Below are 17,091 nucleotides of genomic sequence, written 5' to 3' on the forward strand. Positions count from 1 at the left end.
TATGATAAAAATATCACGGGTATTAAATCATTCGTCATACTAAAAGTACCTAGTTCTGGAAAAGATGTCAATTGAATTTAGAAAATTCGGGCGGTGACAGGCACCACCCGAACGGTGTAACATTTTGTCGTTTGCGTCAAAAAGCAGGGATTTGGTGGTTTGTATGGAATTTTTTACTTGATACGCCATAAGTACACTCATATTGAAGGAGAGGGTTTGCCATGCCGTTTATTGATGTAAACGATACACCGCTCTATTATGAAGATTATGGTCCAAAGGATGCGCCTGTTATGGTTTTCAGTCATTCGCTATTTTTTACGTCGTATATGTTTCACAATCAAGTAGCACATTTCTCCAAAAATTATCGTGTGATTTGTTATGACCATCGCGGACAAGGTAGAAGCGGTCGGTCATTTTTGGAGAACCTTGATATGGATACGCTTACAGACGATGCTGCTGCATTGATTGAGGAGCTAGGTATTAAAAAGTGTCATTTTATCGGAAATTCAATGGGCGGGTTTATCGCGCTTCGCCTTGCTGCGAGACGTCCTGATTTGCTAAGTTCCTGTGTTGTGCTTGGAAGTTCCGGTGAAGCAGAATACAAAAAGGCTGAATTTCAACCGCTTGTATCACAGCTTCAGAGTCATGGAGCTGAAGGTGTTGTTGATACGCTCATGTACATCATGTTCGGTGATGCTTCGCTTGATGATCCGGTATTTGAGAAAGAACGAAATTATTGGTACGACTATATGAAGAAGCTTGAACCTTCGATTGGTGATGCCGCACATCAGGTGATCCATCGTACAAGCATTCTTGAGGAATTAGATGGTGTGAAGATCCCGGTACTAGCGGTTGCTGGTGAACAGGATCATGCGTATTCGATCCAACTCTCAGAGAATATTGCTAAGAAAGTAGAAAATGGGAGATGTGAAGTGCTTGGAAGAGCAGGGCACTCCATTTCGCTTGAAAAACCTGTTGAAGTGAACAAGCTTTTGGAAAGGCATTTTGCGAGGATGAAGGCACGTGAGATAAAACGATAATGTAAATTGATAGGAAGAGTCTTTCTCGAATAGGAGAGAGGCTTTTTTTGTTTAGACAATGCAAATAGTTATGTTTTCAGAAGTTATAAAGTATTGAAATAAGGGTATTAAATCAAAACGAGAGAAAATGAATATTTCAGTATTTCTTGTTACACAATAGATAAGTGGTAAACGATATGTTGGGAGGTAATACGATGAAGAAAAGAGTTTTTGGTTCATTAGGATTGTTATCAGCAGGAGCGCTCGTTCTCGCTTTTTCTAAAACAGCTAGGAAAAATACCCGCGATGTACTGCTAAACGGATCTGAAAAGGCAATGAAGTATGGAGAGAAATTGAAAACCTCTACCTTGAAAGTTGGCAAGTATGCTCAACGAGGCGATGTAGAGAGGAAAACAGCGAATGAGCAGGAGAAGTATCCTTCTTATATCGGATATGGTACAAGCAGTGGATTGAATGAGAGCTCAAACAAAGAAACCAATGCACATAAGGTAAACCCAGCTAACTTCAAGAAATCTCAGAATGTGATGAACGATGATGCGATGCCATCTAAAATGGCGGAAATCGCAGAAGAATTCGATCTATCTGAGCGGTGACAGGCACCACCCGGTTTCTGTCGAACGATGTCGAACGCACGAAAGAGCCCCCTTCTTTATAGGAAGAGGGCTCTTTTTTGTTCTTTACTCAACCTCAACTGCAACGGCCCTTACTGGAGAGCCATCCAAACCTTCTAGCTTCAGTGGTAATGCGATAATCAAAGGATTCGCAAAATCAATTTGATTGAAATTACAAAAGTTCTCACCAATGATTCCATTCACAGAAGTGATGGCTTCGTGAACAGGGAAGGCTGATCCGTCTGGTGGATCTACGTTTAGGGCATCGATGAAGAAAGTTGTAACGCCTTTATCGAGTAAACTGTTAATGATGTCTACAGATAGATAGGGATGCTTGAAATACGTTTCTGTTCCAATATGCTTCGCCCATCCGGTGTGAAAGAGGACGATTGTACCTGGAACGACGGTTTCAATTTGGTCAGCTACATCATCCATTGTGATTTGTTCTGCAGGTTCTTTTCCAGTGACATCAATCACAAGTCCGGGCGCCATAAATTTGTTGAGGCTTGATTGATCGATGCGTTCGCCTTCTTTTTGGAAGTGAAAGGGAGCGTCAACGTGTGTGCCGGTATGGGAGCCGATGTTAAGCTGTGTAACTTGATAGCCGTCTTTATCGAGCTCTGCAGCAGGATGGATCTCGGGTTTAGGATCCCCAGGGTAAACGGGCGTTTCGTTGTTAATTGGAATGGATAAGTCGATTATCTGTTTAAAGTTCATGAGATGGGCTCCTTAGCTGTAGATGTCAGTTCTTCGTTCTTCTAGCATGGAGAAGAAGGTTTGTTTCAGTTCGTTCCGCAACTGGTCATCTGTATTTGCTGTAATGATATCATACTGTTTTTCGGTAGTTGAAATGGCTTGTCCATCTGGTCCGAAAATGGATGATTTACCGAAGAACGTCAGCTCTTCTGAATGTCCTGTATGGTTGCATGCGACAAGGTAGACGGTGTTGTCAATCGCGCGTGCTCCGCTAAATTGAAGGAAGGGAGCATCATAAGGTTCCTCCCACGCTGATGGAACAAGAAGTAAATCGGCTCCATCGAGCGCAAGGCTTCTTGCTAGCTCAGGAAAAGCGAGATCCCAGCAAATCATCAGTCCAATCGTTCCGATTTCAGTTTTGACTGTAACGGGCTCAGATCCAGCCGTGAATACATCTCTCTCCAGTGGAGTGAGGTGTATTTTACGGTAGTTTGCTGTATCTTTCCCGTTCGCATCAACGTATTGAATGGCATTGTAGATGTTGCCAGCGTTATCTTTTTCAACATAGCCGTACACAATTGAAAGGGAGTTGGAGATAGCCATTTTCTGAATGGCTTGATAGGTTGGTCCGTATCGTTCTTGTGCTAACTCTTTTATTTCGTTTGATAGAAAATACCCCGTGGTGGCTAATTCAGGAAACGTGACGACCTTTGTATCAGGGTTCTTTGTAACACATTCGGTAATCATCGCTTCTATTCTGTCCAAATTCTGCTCAATATTCCCATTATGGAATGTTCCTTGAGCTGCTGCAATCTTATGCTTCATTCTTTAGGCCTCCAGTTTCACATCAAGCTCTTCTGAATCCGTCTTTTTAACTCCGAGTTGTTTCGTAAGTGCCATTAATCCGTAGTAGCATCCTCCGGATAAAGCAAATGTTAAGATCGTGGCGCCAATGCTTAAAGGTTGGACGTAAGTAAAGTAATAGGCGAAAAGGGCGCCACCTATATACGTTACGACTGCTACAACATTAACACCTCGCTGATAACGATAAAGACCTTTGTGATCGAAAGCAACATCCTCTGCATCGTAGTAGGCTTTTTTGACGATAAAATAATCGACAAGCACAATCGCGAAAACAGGAATGAACAGGGTGGCAATTAAGAGAATGAAGTTAAAGAAGTTAACCATTAAGGCTTCCTTTAAAAGAGCGCCAAGTGTACAAACGATTCCGAGCGCGAGAACGGGCTTCCAGAATCCTGATTTCGGGAATACATTCATGAATGACATTGTTGCACTGTAAAGCGCCATGACATTTGTAGATAATACTGAGAAAAAGACAACGATGGAAGCAACGAATCCAAATCCGTAAGCAGCTAGAAGCACGGTCGGGTCATAGGTTTGTTCCATGTTATTGAGGATACTAAAGCCACTAACAACTGCCCCAAGTCCCATCGCAATAAGGGAGGCGACGATATATCCAAGATAAGTACCAAGCATGCCGCTTTTTTCAGATTTGCTATGGCGGTTAAAATCACAAACGCTAGACATCCATGAGAAAGCAGTCGCAACCACAATATCAAAGGCAATAATCCCAGAGATGGCTGGGTTTTCGCTTGCTTTTAATTCAATTAACGAAGAAACGCTGTACGTTGTAAAAAGCTTATAGAATACTAGAACTGAGAGGATGAGCATGGCAACAGAGACCCATTTTTCAATGCTTTCTACACCACGGTGACCGTATATGGTGATCCCAACAACAAGAACTTCAGTTAAAATCACAAACAGATTAATGTTGCTGTAACCGGTCGTATAACTGATCGCATAGTTAAGGGAGAGACCAGCCATATAAGCCTGAATCCAGCTCCAACCAATTAAAACAATCGTGTTCACGAGTGCAGGGAGTATGGCACCTTTCTGTCCAAAGGCCGCTCTTGTCATGACCATCGTAGGGAGTCCAGTTCGTGTTCCAATGTTACCAGTTAAAGCAAGTGGAATGGCCCCGATTGCAGAACCAATGAGAATAGCAAGCACCGCTTTTTCAATTGTAATATCAGGTACAAACAGCATCCCTGTCATAACAGAAGTAATAACAACGTTTGCTGCGAGCCATAGAGCAAACGTTGAGAAAAAGTTCATGCTTCTCTTATTCTTAGGTGTTGGGCTAATATCATCATGGCCTAATCGATCGGTGAATGTACTCATTATAATTCCCCCTCATATTAATTTGTAATATTCCGATAATTTTCAGCGCATTGAACTCTTACCAGGGAGAGTTCAATGAGAGTACCAGTTCGCTTTCTGGAGGATGTGGGACGTATTCACATGCTTCACTTCTGTAAAGCCAGCCAGACCATGTGGACCTAGTTCACGTCCGATGCCACTTTGCTTGTAGCCTCCCCATGGTGCTTCTACGTAAGGTGTATGGTAAGAGTTGATCCAAATGGTTCCTGCTTTGAGCTTTGAAGCAACCTGTTCCGCCATGGATAAATCGTTTGAAAGTACCCCGGCGGCAAGCCCGTATTTTGTCCTATTTGCTAAAGCAATCGCTTCTTCTTTATCTTTGAACGACTGCACCGTGATGACGGGACCGAAAATTTCTTCTTGCACAATGCGCATGGATTGAGTGACATTCGTGAAGATGACTGGAGATAGGTAAAAACCGTTATCTTTACTGTCGCCTCCACAGATTACGGTTGCACCTTCCTGTTTGCCGATCTCGATATATTTCTCTACTTTCGTTAAATGATCACGGCTAATGAGAGGACCCATTTCTGTTTCTTCATGTGTTGGATCACCAATGACAATGCGTGCCGTGTCGTTAACGAGTTTGTCCACGAAAGCATTGTAAATGTCTTCATGAACAAGAATGCGGGATGACGCCACGCACACTTCACCTTGATTAAAGAAACCTCCGAAAATCGCCCACTCAACAGCGGCGTCCAAATCAGCATCTTTTAAAATAACAAGCGGTGATTTTCCTCCAAGTTCAAGCGATACGCGCTTTAAATCACGTGCGCATTGCTGGTTAATGTGTTTACCAGTTTCTGAACCACCAGTGAACGAAACCTTATCAACTTCAGGATGAGTAACGAGCGTTTCACCTACTGGATCGCCTGCACCAGGGATAAGGTTGAAAACACCAGCTGGTAAATCACATTGATCGATCAAGTGAGCGAGTTTCATGGCCGTTATCGGTGTGAGTTCGGAAGGCTTAAACACGACAGTATTCCCTGCTGCTAAAGCGGGAGCGATTTTCCACATACCGAGTAGAAGTGGGAAGTTCCACGGTACAATCAAGGCACAAACACCGATTGCTTCGTCAATAACCTTACTCGTTGTCCCATCCGCCATCTCGATCGTCGCTGGCGCTCGCTTTTCTACTAAATCTGCGTAGTAGCGCAAGCAGGCGACAGAATCATCGATATCGAGCGTTGCTTCACGAATGGGCTTTCCCGTATTAGCCGTTTCAGCATCTGCGAACGATGTGGCGTCTTCTTCTAACAGATCTGCTAGCTTACGGAGAGCGGACACTCGTTTCGTTGAATTTGTTGCCCAGTCCGTTTGATCGAATGCGTTTCGCGCTGCTTCAACAGCAGATGATGTTTGTTCCCGTGAAGCTTCTTTGATTGTGATTAGTGTTTCTTCAGTAGCTGGGTTGAGAAGAGGACGTTCACCACCTTCTCCTTCAACCCAGCAACCGTTTAGATACACGTGCTGATTGGTCATGAAATGTGACTCCTTTCTTCAATGGCTCCAGTCATTTCAGTTGGTTGGTTTTCGGTGACAAGAGACACGCCAATCATGACGATAAAGCTTGTTAGAATGCCGTACATAATCGGGTTTGTAGAATGCAAACCTTCGATCGCTAACCCTCCTATGATGACGAGAATACTGCTGATCATGGAGTAGAAGGCTGCTTTGGAAGTTGCTTTTTTCCAGAAGAAACCGAGTAGAATTGGAACGAATACCGCTCCGGATAAAATGGCATAGGCGACGTCTAGCGCGACGAGAACATCCTGAATCCACACGGCAAATACAATTGTAACCGCGCCAATGGCTGTAGTCGTTAATCTTGAAACGATCATGCTCTGCTTCTCACTCGCATTTTTCACGAAGTACCGTTTAATCACATCGTTTGAGATGAGAGTAGACGATGCGAGCAACGTACCGGATGCTGTTGACATGAGCGCGGCGATAACACCTGCTAGAACAAGACCGAGTACTCCTGTTGGGACTGTTTCAATGGCCATACTCGCAAAGGCATTCTGTGAATCTCCTAAATTCGGAAGTACGATAAACGCACACATTCCGATAATGCTAACCGCAAGACCATAGAGAAGACTATAAATGCCGGCAAGAATCGTCCCAAGTCGAGCTGTTTTATTCGTTCTAGCCGTGAAGATCCGCTGCCAGATATCTTGTGCGACAATCATTCCTAGACAGAAGAGGAGAAAGTATTGGAACACCTGACTACCGCCAATGCCAGTGAATGAGAAATAGCTATCAGGAAGTTGCTGGTTCAATGCTCCCCATCCTCCTGCTTTCGATAGGCTAAGAGGCAGCATGATGAAGAATACACCGATCGTCATGATGATGAACTGGACAATGTCCGTCATTGTCACAGACCACATTCCGCCAAGAATTGTATAAAAAAGAACGATTCCTCCACCTAATAACATGGATGTTGTTAAATTCCAACCGAGCAATACATTCATAACGGTTCCAATGCCGATGACTTGTGTGACGGCAACCATTAAGGCATACACGGACGCAACTAGGGCGCTTAGAAGGCGAGACTCATCACCAAAACGCTTTCCGAGAAACTCACTAATAGTGAGCACTTTGAAACTGGATATTTTCTTTAAGAAAAAGAGTCCTAACCCCATGATGCCAAGTCCAAGCATGAAGACAAGCCACATACCAGACACACCAAACTCGTAACCTAGCTTTGTTGTCCCGATTGTAGACGCCCCGCCAAGAATAACAGCCGACAAACACCCGAAATACATGAAGAAGCCAAGGTTGCGCCCCGCTAGCGCATAGTCTTCAATTGTTTTTGCTTTTCTCGATCCTATGACGCCAATACCAATCACGATTAAGAAGTAGACAATGATAATGGCTATATCAAGGAATAACATTGATTAGCCCTCCTTACATATAAAATAGTGCTTAAAATTTGAATAGTTAGATAATTTACTGTGTTATTCGGTTTGGTAAAGTAACTAAGACTGTTTAACCGTTTCTTCATTAGCTCTTTGAAGAGCGCTTCTTTTCTTTAATGCAGTGAGCGTAATCATTTCATACATAATGGAAGAGGCAAGGGCTGCTGTAATTTCATTGTGGTCATACGTTGGCAATACTTCGACTAAATCAAAGCCTACTAAATTAAGACCGTCAAGTGCACGAACGTATTCCAACGCTTCAAAGCTATTTGGTCCAGCTACTTCCGGCGTACCCGTTCCAGGTGCGAAGGCGGGGTCTACGAAATCAATATCATAAGAAACAAAAACAGGGCGATCACCAGCACGCTTATGAATCCGTGCGATGACTTCTTCAAAGCCGAGCTTGCGAACTTCTTTCATTGGAAGCACTTCAAGACCCAGATCTCTTGCATCGTCAATATCGCCAGGGCCGTAAAGAGGTCCTCTCATTCCAACCTGGATTGAATGATCCGTATCGATTAAACCTTCTTCTACAGCGCGTCTAAAAGGCGTTCCATGCATATACTTTTCACCGTAATAGTTGTCCCACGTATCACCATGAGAATCAAAATGAACGAGTGCAACGGGGCCATATTTTTTGTGAAATGCCCTAAGATTGCCAAGTGTAATGGAGTGATCGCCACCCATAATAACTGGAGTAACGTTTGCATTTAGAAGTGGCGTCAGACCTTCTACCATATTGTCATACGTGCGGTGAATGTTTCCTGGAATCACATCAATGTCTCCATAATCTACACCTGAGCAATAATCAAAAATGTTAATTTCCATATCAGGATTATAAGGACGAAGCAGCGTAGAGAAGTTTCGGATATGCTGTGGTCCAAGACGCTGTCCTGTGCGATTCGACGCGGCAGTGTCAAATGGAACACCAAGTACTGCAAAATCTACATTTTCCGTTGTCTGAATTTGTTCGAGTCTCATAAACGTTCTTACACCGCAAAATCTCGGTGATTTCGAAGAGTCTTTTGGCTGATACATGGGAAACCTCCTGTAATATGTAGTGTCACAATTATAGGTTGCAAGTTCCGTGCCAACTATGTGTGATGAATGATGGCGATTTGTCCATTGTTTTAATGCGGATTTGCATTAATCAAGAGGTGAATCATGCATTTATGCATTTTAATGCGATTTTGCATCAATTTTGTACTTTTTTAGCTTGCGCACTACGGTAGATTGATTCATTCCAAGGTAATCAGCCATTTCATAAGTTGTTTTGTATTGGTTGAATGCGCGTTTGAGCCATCTCACTTCCACCGCTTCAAGTGCCTCTTTCAAACTTTTTCCTTCTTCTTCATGGGAAGGTAGGGCCCAGTTTGTTGGTCCTTGATCTGAAGTTCTCTGAATGTAAGAGGGAAGGGCTTCTGGGTAAATGGTTCTGGTTTCTGCTGTAATGACTAAGCGCTCAACGATGTTTTGAAGCTCTCGTACATTACCTGGCCAGGAATATTCTAATAACCCTTCGATGGTAGCTGCATGAAAGAATTTAGTTGTTTGGTATTTATCATTTAGCTGATTCAGGAAAAAAGCAGCTAGCGTAGCGATATCTTCTTTTCGTTCCTTAAGTGGTGGGATTGTGATGGGAATCACGTTCAATCGATAGAAAAGATCCTCTCGGAACTGCCCCTTTTTAACCATGTCTTCAAGGTTCTGGTTCGTTGATGCAATCAACCTAAAGTCTATGGTTTTGGGTTTAACGCCACCAATTCTCGTAATCGTTTTTTCTTGAATTGCTTTTAATAGTTTTGCCTGCACGGCAAGAGGCAGTTCTCCAACTTCATCAAGAAATAACGTGCCGTTATTCGCAAGTTCAATTAACCCGGCTTTGCCTTTTTTACCTGCGCCAGTAAAGGAGCCAGGTTCATATCCGAACATTTCAGATTCGAAAAGTGTTTCTGGAATAGCACCGCAGTTGACCTCTATAAAACTACCGTTTCGATGTTCACTTCCTTTATGAAGGGCGCGAGCAAAAACGTTTTTCCCAACACCTGATTCTCCTAAGAACACAACAGAAGCATCCGATTTCGCAACGCGCTCAACAAGTTGCCAGATCATCTGAATCGCTTGACTCTTGATTACGAAGTCCTCGGGTACTAATTCTTTCTCTCTAAGCTCTTGAATCTCTGTTTGGTAGACTTCCATTTGCGTGCGCAACTCTTCGTAATCCTCTTTTAAATGCTGAATTTCTGTTAAGTCGTGAGAAAAACTAATCACGCGGATAATAGTGCCGTTATCATCGAAGACCGGAAGCCCCGTTGCCATAACAACTCGTCCTGTTGGGGTTTTTTGCATGATTTGAAGCTTCTTCTTCTCAACGAGGACCCGCTTTGTAATCGATGGAGCAAAAACACTTTCTTGTTCTAGTTCTCGCACTGATTTACCGATTAGAAATGAAGCTTCTCTTCCATATACAGCTTCACAGTTTGGACTAACGCGAAGGACGATTCCCTTCCCATCCGTGATAACAATGTTATCTTTTGATGCACTTAAAATCGCATTCAATTCGATTTCTAAAAGAGTTGAAGACATTCGAATCTACCTCCAATTTATGTCTGACTAATCTGACTACTAGACTATCCTATCATAACTTATTTAACGATTTTTGGCCTTAGTTATTAAAGTTGGTATGAAGCTTGCATATAAAGAGGGGGAAGATCAAAGAAGGAGGCTATATTATGAAAACGGAAGCAAGTAAAAAAAGCATTGAATTAAAAACAACGATACCAGGTCCGAAAGCATCAGAGTTACTGGAACTGAAGGAACAGCATGTGCCACGCGGTCCTTTTAATACAATGATGACATTTGCTGAAAAAGGGGAAGGCGCTCTTCTTACGGATGTGGATGGCAATACGTTTATTGATCTTGCTGGTGCAATTGGAAGTATGAATGCGGGACATTGTCCGCCAAAAGTAGTAGAAGCGTTAAAAGCTCAAGTGGATCAATACCTTCATACGTGTTTTCACGTGATGATGTATGAACCTTATATCCAGCTTGCAAAGAAATTAAATGAAATCACGCCTGGCGCTTCACAAAAGAAAACCTTTTTCTTAAATAGTGGAGCAGAAGCTGTTGAAAATGCGGTGAAAATTGCTCGCAAATACACTGGTCGTAAATCAATCATTTCGTTTGAGCGCGGATACCATGGACGAACATTACTTGCGATGTCGTTAACGAGTAAAGTGAAGCCTTATAAGTATGGATTTGGCCCATTTGCGCCAGATACATACAAAATGGCGTACCCTTACTATTACCGAAAGCATGCGAGCATGACAGAAGCAGAGCTCGATCAAGAAATTCTTAAAAGATTAGAAGACTTTTTCCTTGGTGAAGTTCCGGCAGATGAAGTAGCTGCGATTATTATGGAGCCTGTTCAAGGTGAAGGTGGTTTCGTTGTTCCGTCGAAAGAATTCGTTCAAGGTGTTAAGGCGATCTGTGAGAAGTATGGCATCTTGTTTATTGCGGATGAAGTACAGACTGGATTTGGACGAACAGGGAAGATGTTTGCGATTGAGCATTTTGATATCGAACCTGATTTACTCGTAATGTCAAAATCGATTGCGGCAGGTCTTCCGATCAGTGCAGTAACCGGTCGAGCAGAAATTATGGAAGCACCGAATCCGGGTGAAATCGGTGGGACGTATGGAGGAAGTCCGCTTGGTTGCGTTGCAGCTCTTGAAGTGATCGAAATGATGGAAGAAGAGAAGCTGATTGAGCGAGCGAATCACATTGGCGATCTAGCTGTATCTCGCTTTAAGGACATGCAGGCCAAACATTCTGTAATTGGCGAAGTGCGCGGACTTGGTGCGATGCTAGCCGTTGAGATTGTGAAAGATCTTAATTCGAAGGAGCCGGATAAAGAACTAACAGGGAGAATTTTAAAGGAGTGTCATAACCGTGGCGTTATTGTGATGGGAGCGGGACTTTACGGAAATGTAATTCGTCTATTATCCCCACTTGTGATTACAGATGATCAATTAAACGAGGCACTTGATGTAATTGAAGACGTAATGGATGAACTTGCCGTTCAACAATAATTTGCGAAAAGAGGGAGCCTTATGAAATCGACGGTCGATAAAAAGAAATTGTACATTGATGGCGAATGGCGAGCGGGTTCGTCTTATCAAGAGTTGCGATCACCTTATTCAGGAGAGGTGATTGCGGAAATTCCAGTGGCAGAAGTGGCGGATGTGGAGAGCGCGATTGAAGCGGCATATCGTGCGAGGCTTGCGATGCGAAACCTTCCAGCCCACGAGCGAGCGACGATTTTAGAAAAACTTGTTCAGAAGTTAAGTGAACGAGCTGATGAAGCAGCAGAAATGATTGCATTGGAAGCTGCGAAGCCAATCGCGACAGCAAAAGGAGAAGTAGCACGAACGATTGCAACCTACAAATTCGCTGCAGAAGAAGCGAAGCGGATTTCAGGTGAAACGATTCCTTTTGATGCTGCTGTAGGAGGAGAAGGAAGAGTAGGGTATACGGTGCGTGAACCACTTGGCGTTATAGGTGCAATTACGCCATTTAACTTCCCTATGAATCTTGTTGCGCATAAAATAGGTCCAGCAATTGCAGCTGGAAATACGATCGTCTTAAAGCCTGCAAGTCAGACACCTCTTTCCTCTTATTTTATTGCGGAGTTACTTGAAGAAGCAGGACTACCTAAAGGGGCACTGAATGTGGTTACGGGTAGTGGGAAGACAGTAGGCGATCGTATTGTGACGGATGAACGAGTGAATATGGTAACGTTCACGGGGAGTCCTGCAGTCGGAATTGGGATTCGGAACAAAGCGGGATTGAAAAAGGTCACGCTCGAACTTGGATCGAACTCAGCACTGATTGTGGATGAGGGCGTAAATGTAACTCATATCGTTGATCGCGCTGTAATGGGTGCGTTCGCTTATCAGGGACAGGTCTGTATCTCGCTTCAGCGCGTGTATGTGCATGAATCAAACTACGATGCCTTTGTTGAAGCGTTTATAGAGAAAACGAAAGCATTAAAAACAGGTGATCCTCTGCATACAGAAACGGATGTGTCTGCTCTTATTTCAGAGGGAGATGTTGAGAGGGCGCTCTCCTGGATTAAAGAAGCGAGGCATGGAGGAGCTAACATTGTAGCTGGTGGAGGTTCTGAAGGGAATGTATTGGAACCGACTGTTATTCTGAATGCTCGAGCTGATATGAACGTCTCTTGTCAGGAAGTGTTTGCACCGATTGTAGTAATTAATAAGTTTAGTAGTATGGAAGAAGCGTATGATCTTGTGAATGATTCAAATTATGGATTGCAAGCAGGTATTTATACGGATAATGTTCATACAGCGTTGGAAGCAGCGGATCGTTTGCACGTTGGCGGAGTTCTGATTAACGATATCCCAACCTTCCGCGTTGATCATATGCCTTACGGTGGTGTCAAGGAAAGCGGAACAGGAAGAGAAGGCATTAAGTATGCTGTAGAAGAAATGACGGAAATGAAACTGGTTGTGTTTAATAGGTGAATAGTCGGGTGGTGACAGGCACCACCCGAATTTACTTAGAATTTGTCGAAAGAAAACTCCCGAGGATGACCACATTCTCGGGAGTTTGTTTTTCTTACTATTAGTCTACAACGATCTCTTTCGAACTATTTGCCGGTACCGTAATTTCCACTTCAACATACTGCTTATCACCAGAAGTAACGTTCTGCTTCACATTTCCTTCTGATACAGCATAGTCACCTTTCACTAGATACATAGGTACAGTCACAGTCATATCCTTTTTCAATCGATTAACTACCTTTACTGTTTGGTTCGTAGCAGTTCCGTCGTTTGGATTTTGATAGGTAGATTCAAATGACATGACGCCATTTTCTGTATCGCCATTTTCATAGACTGGGACTGAGTGTCCGGGTTCTTCGTAATTGTAATTCATGACTTCGCCGTTGTTTACCTCGAAAGGTCGGAAGCCAACCCATGGTTTACCGCTGAGTTCAATGGCGGTTGTTGTTGTGTAGAGAATGCCATCTTTTTTCGTTACATTGTCAATATGCGTGTGGCCGTGGAGGCTAAGGTCAACGTTATATTGCTTCATCACATCGATTAGCTCGTTTGCATTTTCTCCGTGCCATTGCTGGTCATAGTCAATACCGAGCTTTTCGCCAAGAATCAGAGTGCTCAGTTTTTGTGGGTTGTGTTGCTCGTCATACTGTTTCCAATACTCCTGCACGTCTGGGTCATCCTGTGGCCAGATGTCACGATCCTGCCAGAGTGGATTGTGGTGAGAGAACAGTCCTTTAATCTGATTCGGTTGAGCCGTTTTTGCATTCTCAGAAAGGTCGTTTTTCACCCAGTCTAGTTGTTCTTCACGAATTTGTCCGCCCCATGTTGGAACAGAAACAGTTCCGTTCCCGCTTCGATCGAACTTGTGCCAATCGAACGAATTGTAACCAAGGAAGTGAGCGTAAGGACCGTAATCAAATGAGAAGTACTGAGGTCCAAAGTATTGCTCCCAGTATTTTGCTCCATCCGTTAGTGTTGCATCCTGCGCATAGTAATCATGATTTCCTGGAACAAGGTAGACGGGTACATCTAGCTTCTGTAGTACTCTGTACGTTTCTTCATATTCATAGATATACTCAAGTGGGTTCAATTGACCGAACATCAAGTCACCCGTTACAACCACGAAATCAGGGTTTTTCAAGTTCACTTCTTTAATCGCTTTTTGAAGATATAGCCATCGCTTTTCTTCATTTGGATTCCACATGCCTGCTTCTTTCAAGCGGCCAGCGTTAATAGTTGATGAATCATCTGTGCTCCCTAAATTACGAGGAGATCCAACATGTGTATCTGTTAGGTGTAAGAAGGTGAAATTTTTATTGAATTCTTTTACTACTTTCACCGAATGTGGTTGCTCATCCGTTTTTCGTTGTCCGTTTGCGGTATACGATACTACTAGATCATACAATTCTTCTGGTACGCTTTCTGGAATCGTTACATTTACATCATAGATTTTCGAAGCATCTTTCCAGTGAGATTGTCCAGTTGATACGTTCTCAACTGGCAGCTCATATGTTTTTGTGAAGGCTGAGTGATTAGTAGGCTTTAACTTAATACTCCAGCCAGCTGCTTCTTTCCCCTCGGTATTCATTTTAACTGTTAATGTTTGTCCATTTTCTTTAATCGCAGGTGTGCCGAAAAGGGGTGCGATGATGTTCGTTACTTTAGGATCTACTGAGATGTTTGGTGCATCATCCGTGTAGTGAGTGGTATCGCCAATTCCTCCATCTATACGATCTACAGTGCCTAGTGGGCCGCTAGCGGAAAATGCTGATAACGGTCCGATAAACATGATAGCAATGATAAGAGCTGCTAAATAATTTCTACCATTAATCAAGTTGAGTGTCCTCCTAGTGTTGTTGTTAACTAGAGTGTAACGGGGCACTGTGAAGGAAGTGTTAACTTTAAGTTACAAAGTATTATGTCTAAGTGTTGGATTTGTTAAGGCTTGAACCGTTAATCAAACGTTTAATTAAATTGCATAACATTGAGTCCCGTGGACTTATCTTGTAAAATGACGTAACAGACAAACGAAGAAAAGGTGCAACGTATGAAATCAATTATTGTAATAGGAGCTGGCATTCTTGGTGCGTCCACTGCTTACCACCTGGCAAAGCAGGGAGCAGATGTGATGCTAGTCGATCGGAAAGATGCGGGGCAGGCGACTGAGGCTGCGGCTGGTATTGTGTGTCCATGGCTTACAAATCGTCGAGGTGGTGCGTTTTATCGACTGGTGGAAGCTGGTGCGCGCTATTATCCATCATTAATAGAAGAACTTCGAAAAGACGGTGAAGAGGAAACAGGTTATGCGCGTGTTGGTGCGATTAATATCTACTCCGGTGAAACAAAGCTTGAAAAAAAGTTGAAGCTTGCGATGGAGCGTAGGAAAGATACGCCTGAGATGGGAGAAGTGTCACGCTTGTCACCTGCTGAAACAAATGCGCTATTTCCTCCATTATCCGATCACTATGGTGCGGTGCATTTAAGCGGAGCAGCTCGGGTGAACGGAGCGGCATTACGAAATGCCTTGATTCGAGGCGCAGAAAAACATGGTGCAAAGGTTTTACTCGGCGATGCAAAGCTAGATTGGAATGGTTCAAGCGTTAAAGGTGTTGTTGTAGATGGAGAGGCGTATCAGTCAGATCAAGTTATCGTCACTGGAGGAGCGTGGGCGAAAACGTTGCTTGAGCCCCTTGGCATGAACTTTCATGTCGCACCTCAAAAAGCACAGATTGTTCATCTACAGCTTCCGGATACGGATACCGATAAGTGGCCGATTGTGATGCCTCCTTTTATTCAATATTTCTTGCCGTTTGAAGATGGAAAGATTGTGGTCGGTGCGACGCAGGAAGATGAGGCTGGTTTTGATTTGCGTGTAACGATGGGAGGCGTGAATCATATTATCGAACGAGCGTTGAAGGTTGCACCTGGTTTGGAGAGTAGCACGTATGTGGAGACGAAAGTAGGGTTTCGACCGTTTACGCCTGGGAATGTACCCATGGCTGGACAGGTACCTAATGTAAAAGGGCTATTTGTAGCGAATGGCCTTGGTGCATCGGGCTTAACGAGCGGGCCTTTTCTAGGAGCAGAGCTTGCTCGGCTTGTGCTTGGGGAACGGACTGAGCTTGAGTTGGGGGAGTATGATCCAGGGAGTGCTTTTGGATAGCTGATTAGCCGAGGCCTTAATCATAAATTGAATAGTAATGTGAGAAGTGCACCTGATATTTTGTTGGGTGCACTTCTTTAGTATGGAGAAAAGGTTTTGGAATAGTTCCAAAACATTATCTCGTTATAAGTCTATTAATGTCGTCAAATGTAGAAAGTAACTGCAATTGTCGAACGCTTCTTGTTGCCTAAATGAAAAAAATACCATATCATGTATTTATAGGTATTTAGAACCAAAGTTGAGCCCTGTGTTAACATTCGTTTAGTACTAAATTCTTATATAAAAATACATAATTTACTAAAAAAAATGATAGGGAATTGCACTAAACTTGTTCGTTAAGACAAATATGAATAGATGCGCCCGATTATATATTCCTTCTTTTGATAGCAGGAGATTATTTTACCTTTTTATGTCGGAATATTGTGTTATTCGTGATTTTGTTTAAACGATAATTTTTTATCCTTTTTAAATATAAGAATTCAGATTTGTAAATTATGACTTGGAATAAACCCTGATCAACCTCGCGTATCGCAGTTAGGTAAGGGCAATTAACTAATTAAATATAAGAAACGAAAAGGTAAACTTGTCGAAAGATGAGGACACAAAGCCGTGGGTCTAAGGTAACGATTGTTACTATGATTGCCAGGTTGCCGAATAGCTGAGAGTATTCAATGCTATTCCACTACAGGAATAGCATTTTATTTTTGCCTAACTACATAGACACCTAGGAACCTACAAAACATAGATTTAATTTTGGGAATAAGGAGGTGTAGTTATGAATAATGATCGATTTCTCCTGCAAGCTATTAAAATCAAGCACAATTCAAAGCGAGA

At 43.0% G+C, this 17,091-nt stretch carries 13 protein-coding genes and 1 riboswitch; of the genes, 5 read left to right on the forward strand and 8 right to left on the reverse strand.

All coding sequences use genetic code 11. The features are described from left to right. Positions 1–221 precede the first annotated feature (221 nt). Both FBF83_RS09445 and FBF83_RS09450 read left to right on the forward strand, forming a co-directional pair. Complete coding sequence (locus FBF83_RS09445) at positions 222–1,040, forward strand: alpha/beta fold hydrolase (RefSeq protein ID WP_136946902.1); 819 nt, start codon at positions 222–224, stop codon at positions 1,038–1,040. Between the two features lie 194 nt (positions 1,041–1,234). Next, positions 1,235–1,633, forward strand: coding sequence for a hypothetical protein (locus FBF83_RS09450; RefSeq protein WP_136946903.1), 399 nt, complete (start codon positions 1,235–1,237; stop codon positions 1,631–1,633). An 84-nt stretch (positions 1,634–1,717) separates the two neighbouring features. Here FBF83_RS09450 and FBF83_RS21050 read toward each other — a convergent pair whose 3' ends face one another. From FBF83_RS21050 to FBF83_RS09480, 7 genes are all read right to left on the reverse strand, one after another. Continuing rightward, positions 1,718–2,368, reverse strand: coding sequence for a cyclase family protein (locus FBF83_RS21050; protein WP_205665314.1), 651 nt, complete (start codon positions 2,366–2,368; stop codon positions 1,718–1,720). 12 nt (positions 2,369–2,380) lie between these two features. Next, the gene (locus tag FBF83_RS21055; protein WP_205665315.1) at positions 2,381–3,172 is read right to left on the reverse strand and encodes a carbon-nitrogen hydrolase family protein; all 792 of its coding nucleotides are present in this window, start codon (positions 3,170–3,172) and stop codon (positions 2,381–2,383) included. A 3-nt stretch (positions 3,173–3,175) separates the two neighbouring features. Further along, on the reverse strand, positions 3,176–4,549 hold the full coding sequence (locus FBF83_RS09460; RefSeq protein WP_136946904.1) for a purine-cytosine permease family protein: 1,374 nt from the start codon (positions 4,547–4,549) through the stop codon (positions 3,176–3,178). A gap of 72 nt (positions 4,550–4,621) precedes the next feature. Then, positions 4,622–6,073, reverse strand: a complete 1,452-nt coding sequence (locus tag FBF83_RS09465; RefSeq protein ID WP_136946905.1) for an aldehyde dehydrogenase family protein — start codon at positions 6,071–6,073, stop codon at positions 4,622–4,624. After that, positions 6,070–7,485 carry a sodium:solute symporter gene (locus FBF83_RS09470; protein ID WP_136946906.1) on the reverse strand — a complete coding sequence of 472 codons (1,416 nt, stop codon included), beginning with the start codon at positions 7,483–7,485 and terminating at the stop codon, positions 6,070–6,072. Before FBF83_RS09470 ends, FBF83_RS09465 begins: the two co-directional genes overlap by 4 nt. A gap of 84 nt (positions 7,486–7,569) precedes the next feature. Further along, positions 7,570–8,547: an agmatinase gene (gene speB, locus FBF83_RS09475; protein WP_136946907.1), complete on the reverse strand. Its 978-nt coding sequence runs from the start codon at positions 8,545–8,547 to the stop codon at positions 7,570–7,572. A gap of 141 nt (positions 8,548–8,688) precedes the next feature. Beyond that, positions 8,689–10,095, reverse strand: a complete 1,407-nt coding sequence (locus FBF83_RS09480; RefSeq protein WP_136946908.1) for a sigma-54 interaction domain-containing protein — start codon at positions 10,093–10,095, stop codon at positions 8,689–8,691. A gap of 146 nt (positions 10,096–10,241) precedes the next feature. Between FBF83_RS09480 and gabT the strand changes: the two genes are divergently transcribed. After that, positions 10,242–11,600 carry a 4-aminobutyrate--2-oxoglutarate transaminase gene (gene gabT, locus FBF83_RS09485; protein WP_136946909.1) on the forward strand — a complete coding sequence of 453 codons (1,359 nt, stop codon included), beginning with the start codon at positions 10,242–10,244 and terminating at the stop codon, positions 11,598–11,600. Positions 11,601–11,621: 21 nt separating this feature from the next. Further along, positions 11,622–13,055: an aldehyde dehydrogenase family protein gene (locus FBF83_RS09490; protein WP_136946910.1), complete on the forward strand. Its 1,434-nt coding sequence runs from the start codon at positions 11,622–11,624 to the stop codon at positions 13,053–13,055. 100 nt (positions 13,056–13,155) lie between these two features. On the opposite strand, the gene FBF83_RS09495 is transcribed toward FBF83_RS09490, so the two are convergent. Further along, on the reverse strand, positions 13,156–14,928 hold the full coding sequence (locus FBF83_RS09495) for a metallophosphoesterase family protein (RefSeq protein WP_136946911.1): 1,773 nt from the start codon (positions 14,926–14,928) through the stop codon (positions 13,156–13,158). A 213-nt stretch (positions 14,929–15,141) separates the two neighbouring features. Here FBF83_RS09495 and FBF83_RS09500 point away from each other — a divergent pair, with 213 nt between their 5' ends. Then, positions 15,142–16,257 (forward strand): NAD(P)/FAD-dependent oxidoreductase, encoded by a 1,116-nt coding sequence (locus FBF83_RS09500; RefSeq protein WP_136946912.1) that lies wholly within the window; start codon positions 15,142–15,144, stop codon positions 16,255–16,257. Positions 16,258–16,823: 566 nt separating this feature from the next. Next, positions 16,824–16,912: riboswitch (cyclic di-GMP riboswitch) on the forward strand. Positions 16,913–17,091: the final 179 nt, after the last annotated feature.

Source organism: Guptibacillus hwajinpoensis (genome assembly GCF_005144865.1).
Classification (GTDB): Bacteria; Bacillota; Bacilli; order Bacillales; family Guptibacillaceae; genus Guptibacillus; species Guptibacillus hwajinpoensis_A.

Bases quoted from the DNA above. Each gene is read 5' to 3' on its own strand.
- FBF83_RS09445 (WP_136946902.1), top strand. From the start codon at position 222: ATGCCGTTTATTGATGTAAACGATACACCGCTCTATTATGAAGATTAT.
- FBF83_RS09450 (WP_136946903.1), top strand. From the start codon at position 1,235: ATGAAGAAAAGAGTTTTTGGTTCATTAGGATTGTTATCAGCAGGAGCG.
- FBF83_RS21050 (WP_205665314.1), bottom strand. From the start codon at position 2,368: ATGAACTTTAAACAGATAATCGACTTATCCATTCCAATTAACAACGAA.
- FBF83_RS21055 (WP_205665315.1), bottom strand. From the start codon at position 3,172: ATGAAGCATAAGATTGCAGCAGCTCAAGGAACATTCCATAATGGGAAT.
- FBF83_RS09460 (WP_136946904.1), bottom strand. From the start codon at position 4,549: ATGAGTACATTCACCGATCGATTAGGCCATGATGATATTAGCCCAACA.
- FBF83_RS09465 (WP_136946905.1), bottom strand. From the start codon at position 6,073: ATGACCAATCAGCACGTGTATCTAAACGGTTGCTGGGTTGAAGGAGAA.
- FBF83_RS09470 (WP_136946906.1), bottom strand. From the start codon at position 7,485: ATGTTATTCCTTGATATAGCCATTATCATTGTCTACTTCTTAATCGTG.
- speB (WP_136946907.1), bottom strand. From the start codon at position 8,547: ATGTATCAGCCAAAAGACTCTTCGAAATCACCGAGATTTTGCGGTGTA.
- FBF83_RS09480 (WP_136946908.1), bottom strand. From the start codon at position 10,095: ATGTCTTCAACTCTTTTAGAAATCGAATTGAATGCGATTTTAAGTGCA.
- gabT (WP_136946909.1), top strand. From the start codon at position 10,242: ATGAAAACGGAAGCAAGTAAAAAAAGCATTGAATTAAAAACAACGATA.
- FBF83_RS09490 (WP_136946910.1), top strand. From the start codon at position 11,622: ATGAAATCGACGGTCGATAAAAAGAAATTGTACATTGATGGCGAATGG.
- FBF83_RS09500 (WP_136946912.1), top strand. From the start codon at position 15,142: ATGAAATCAATTATTGTAATAGGAGCTGGCATTCTTGGTGCGTCCACT.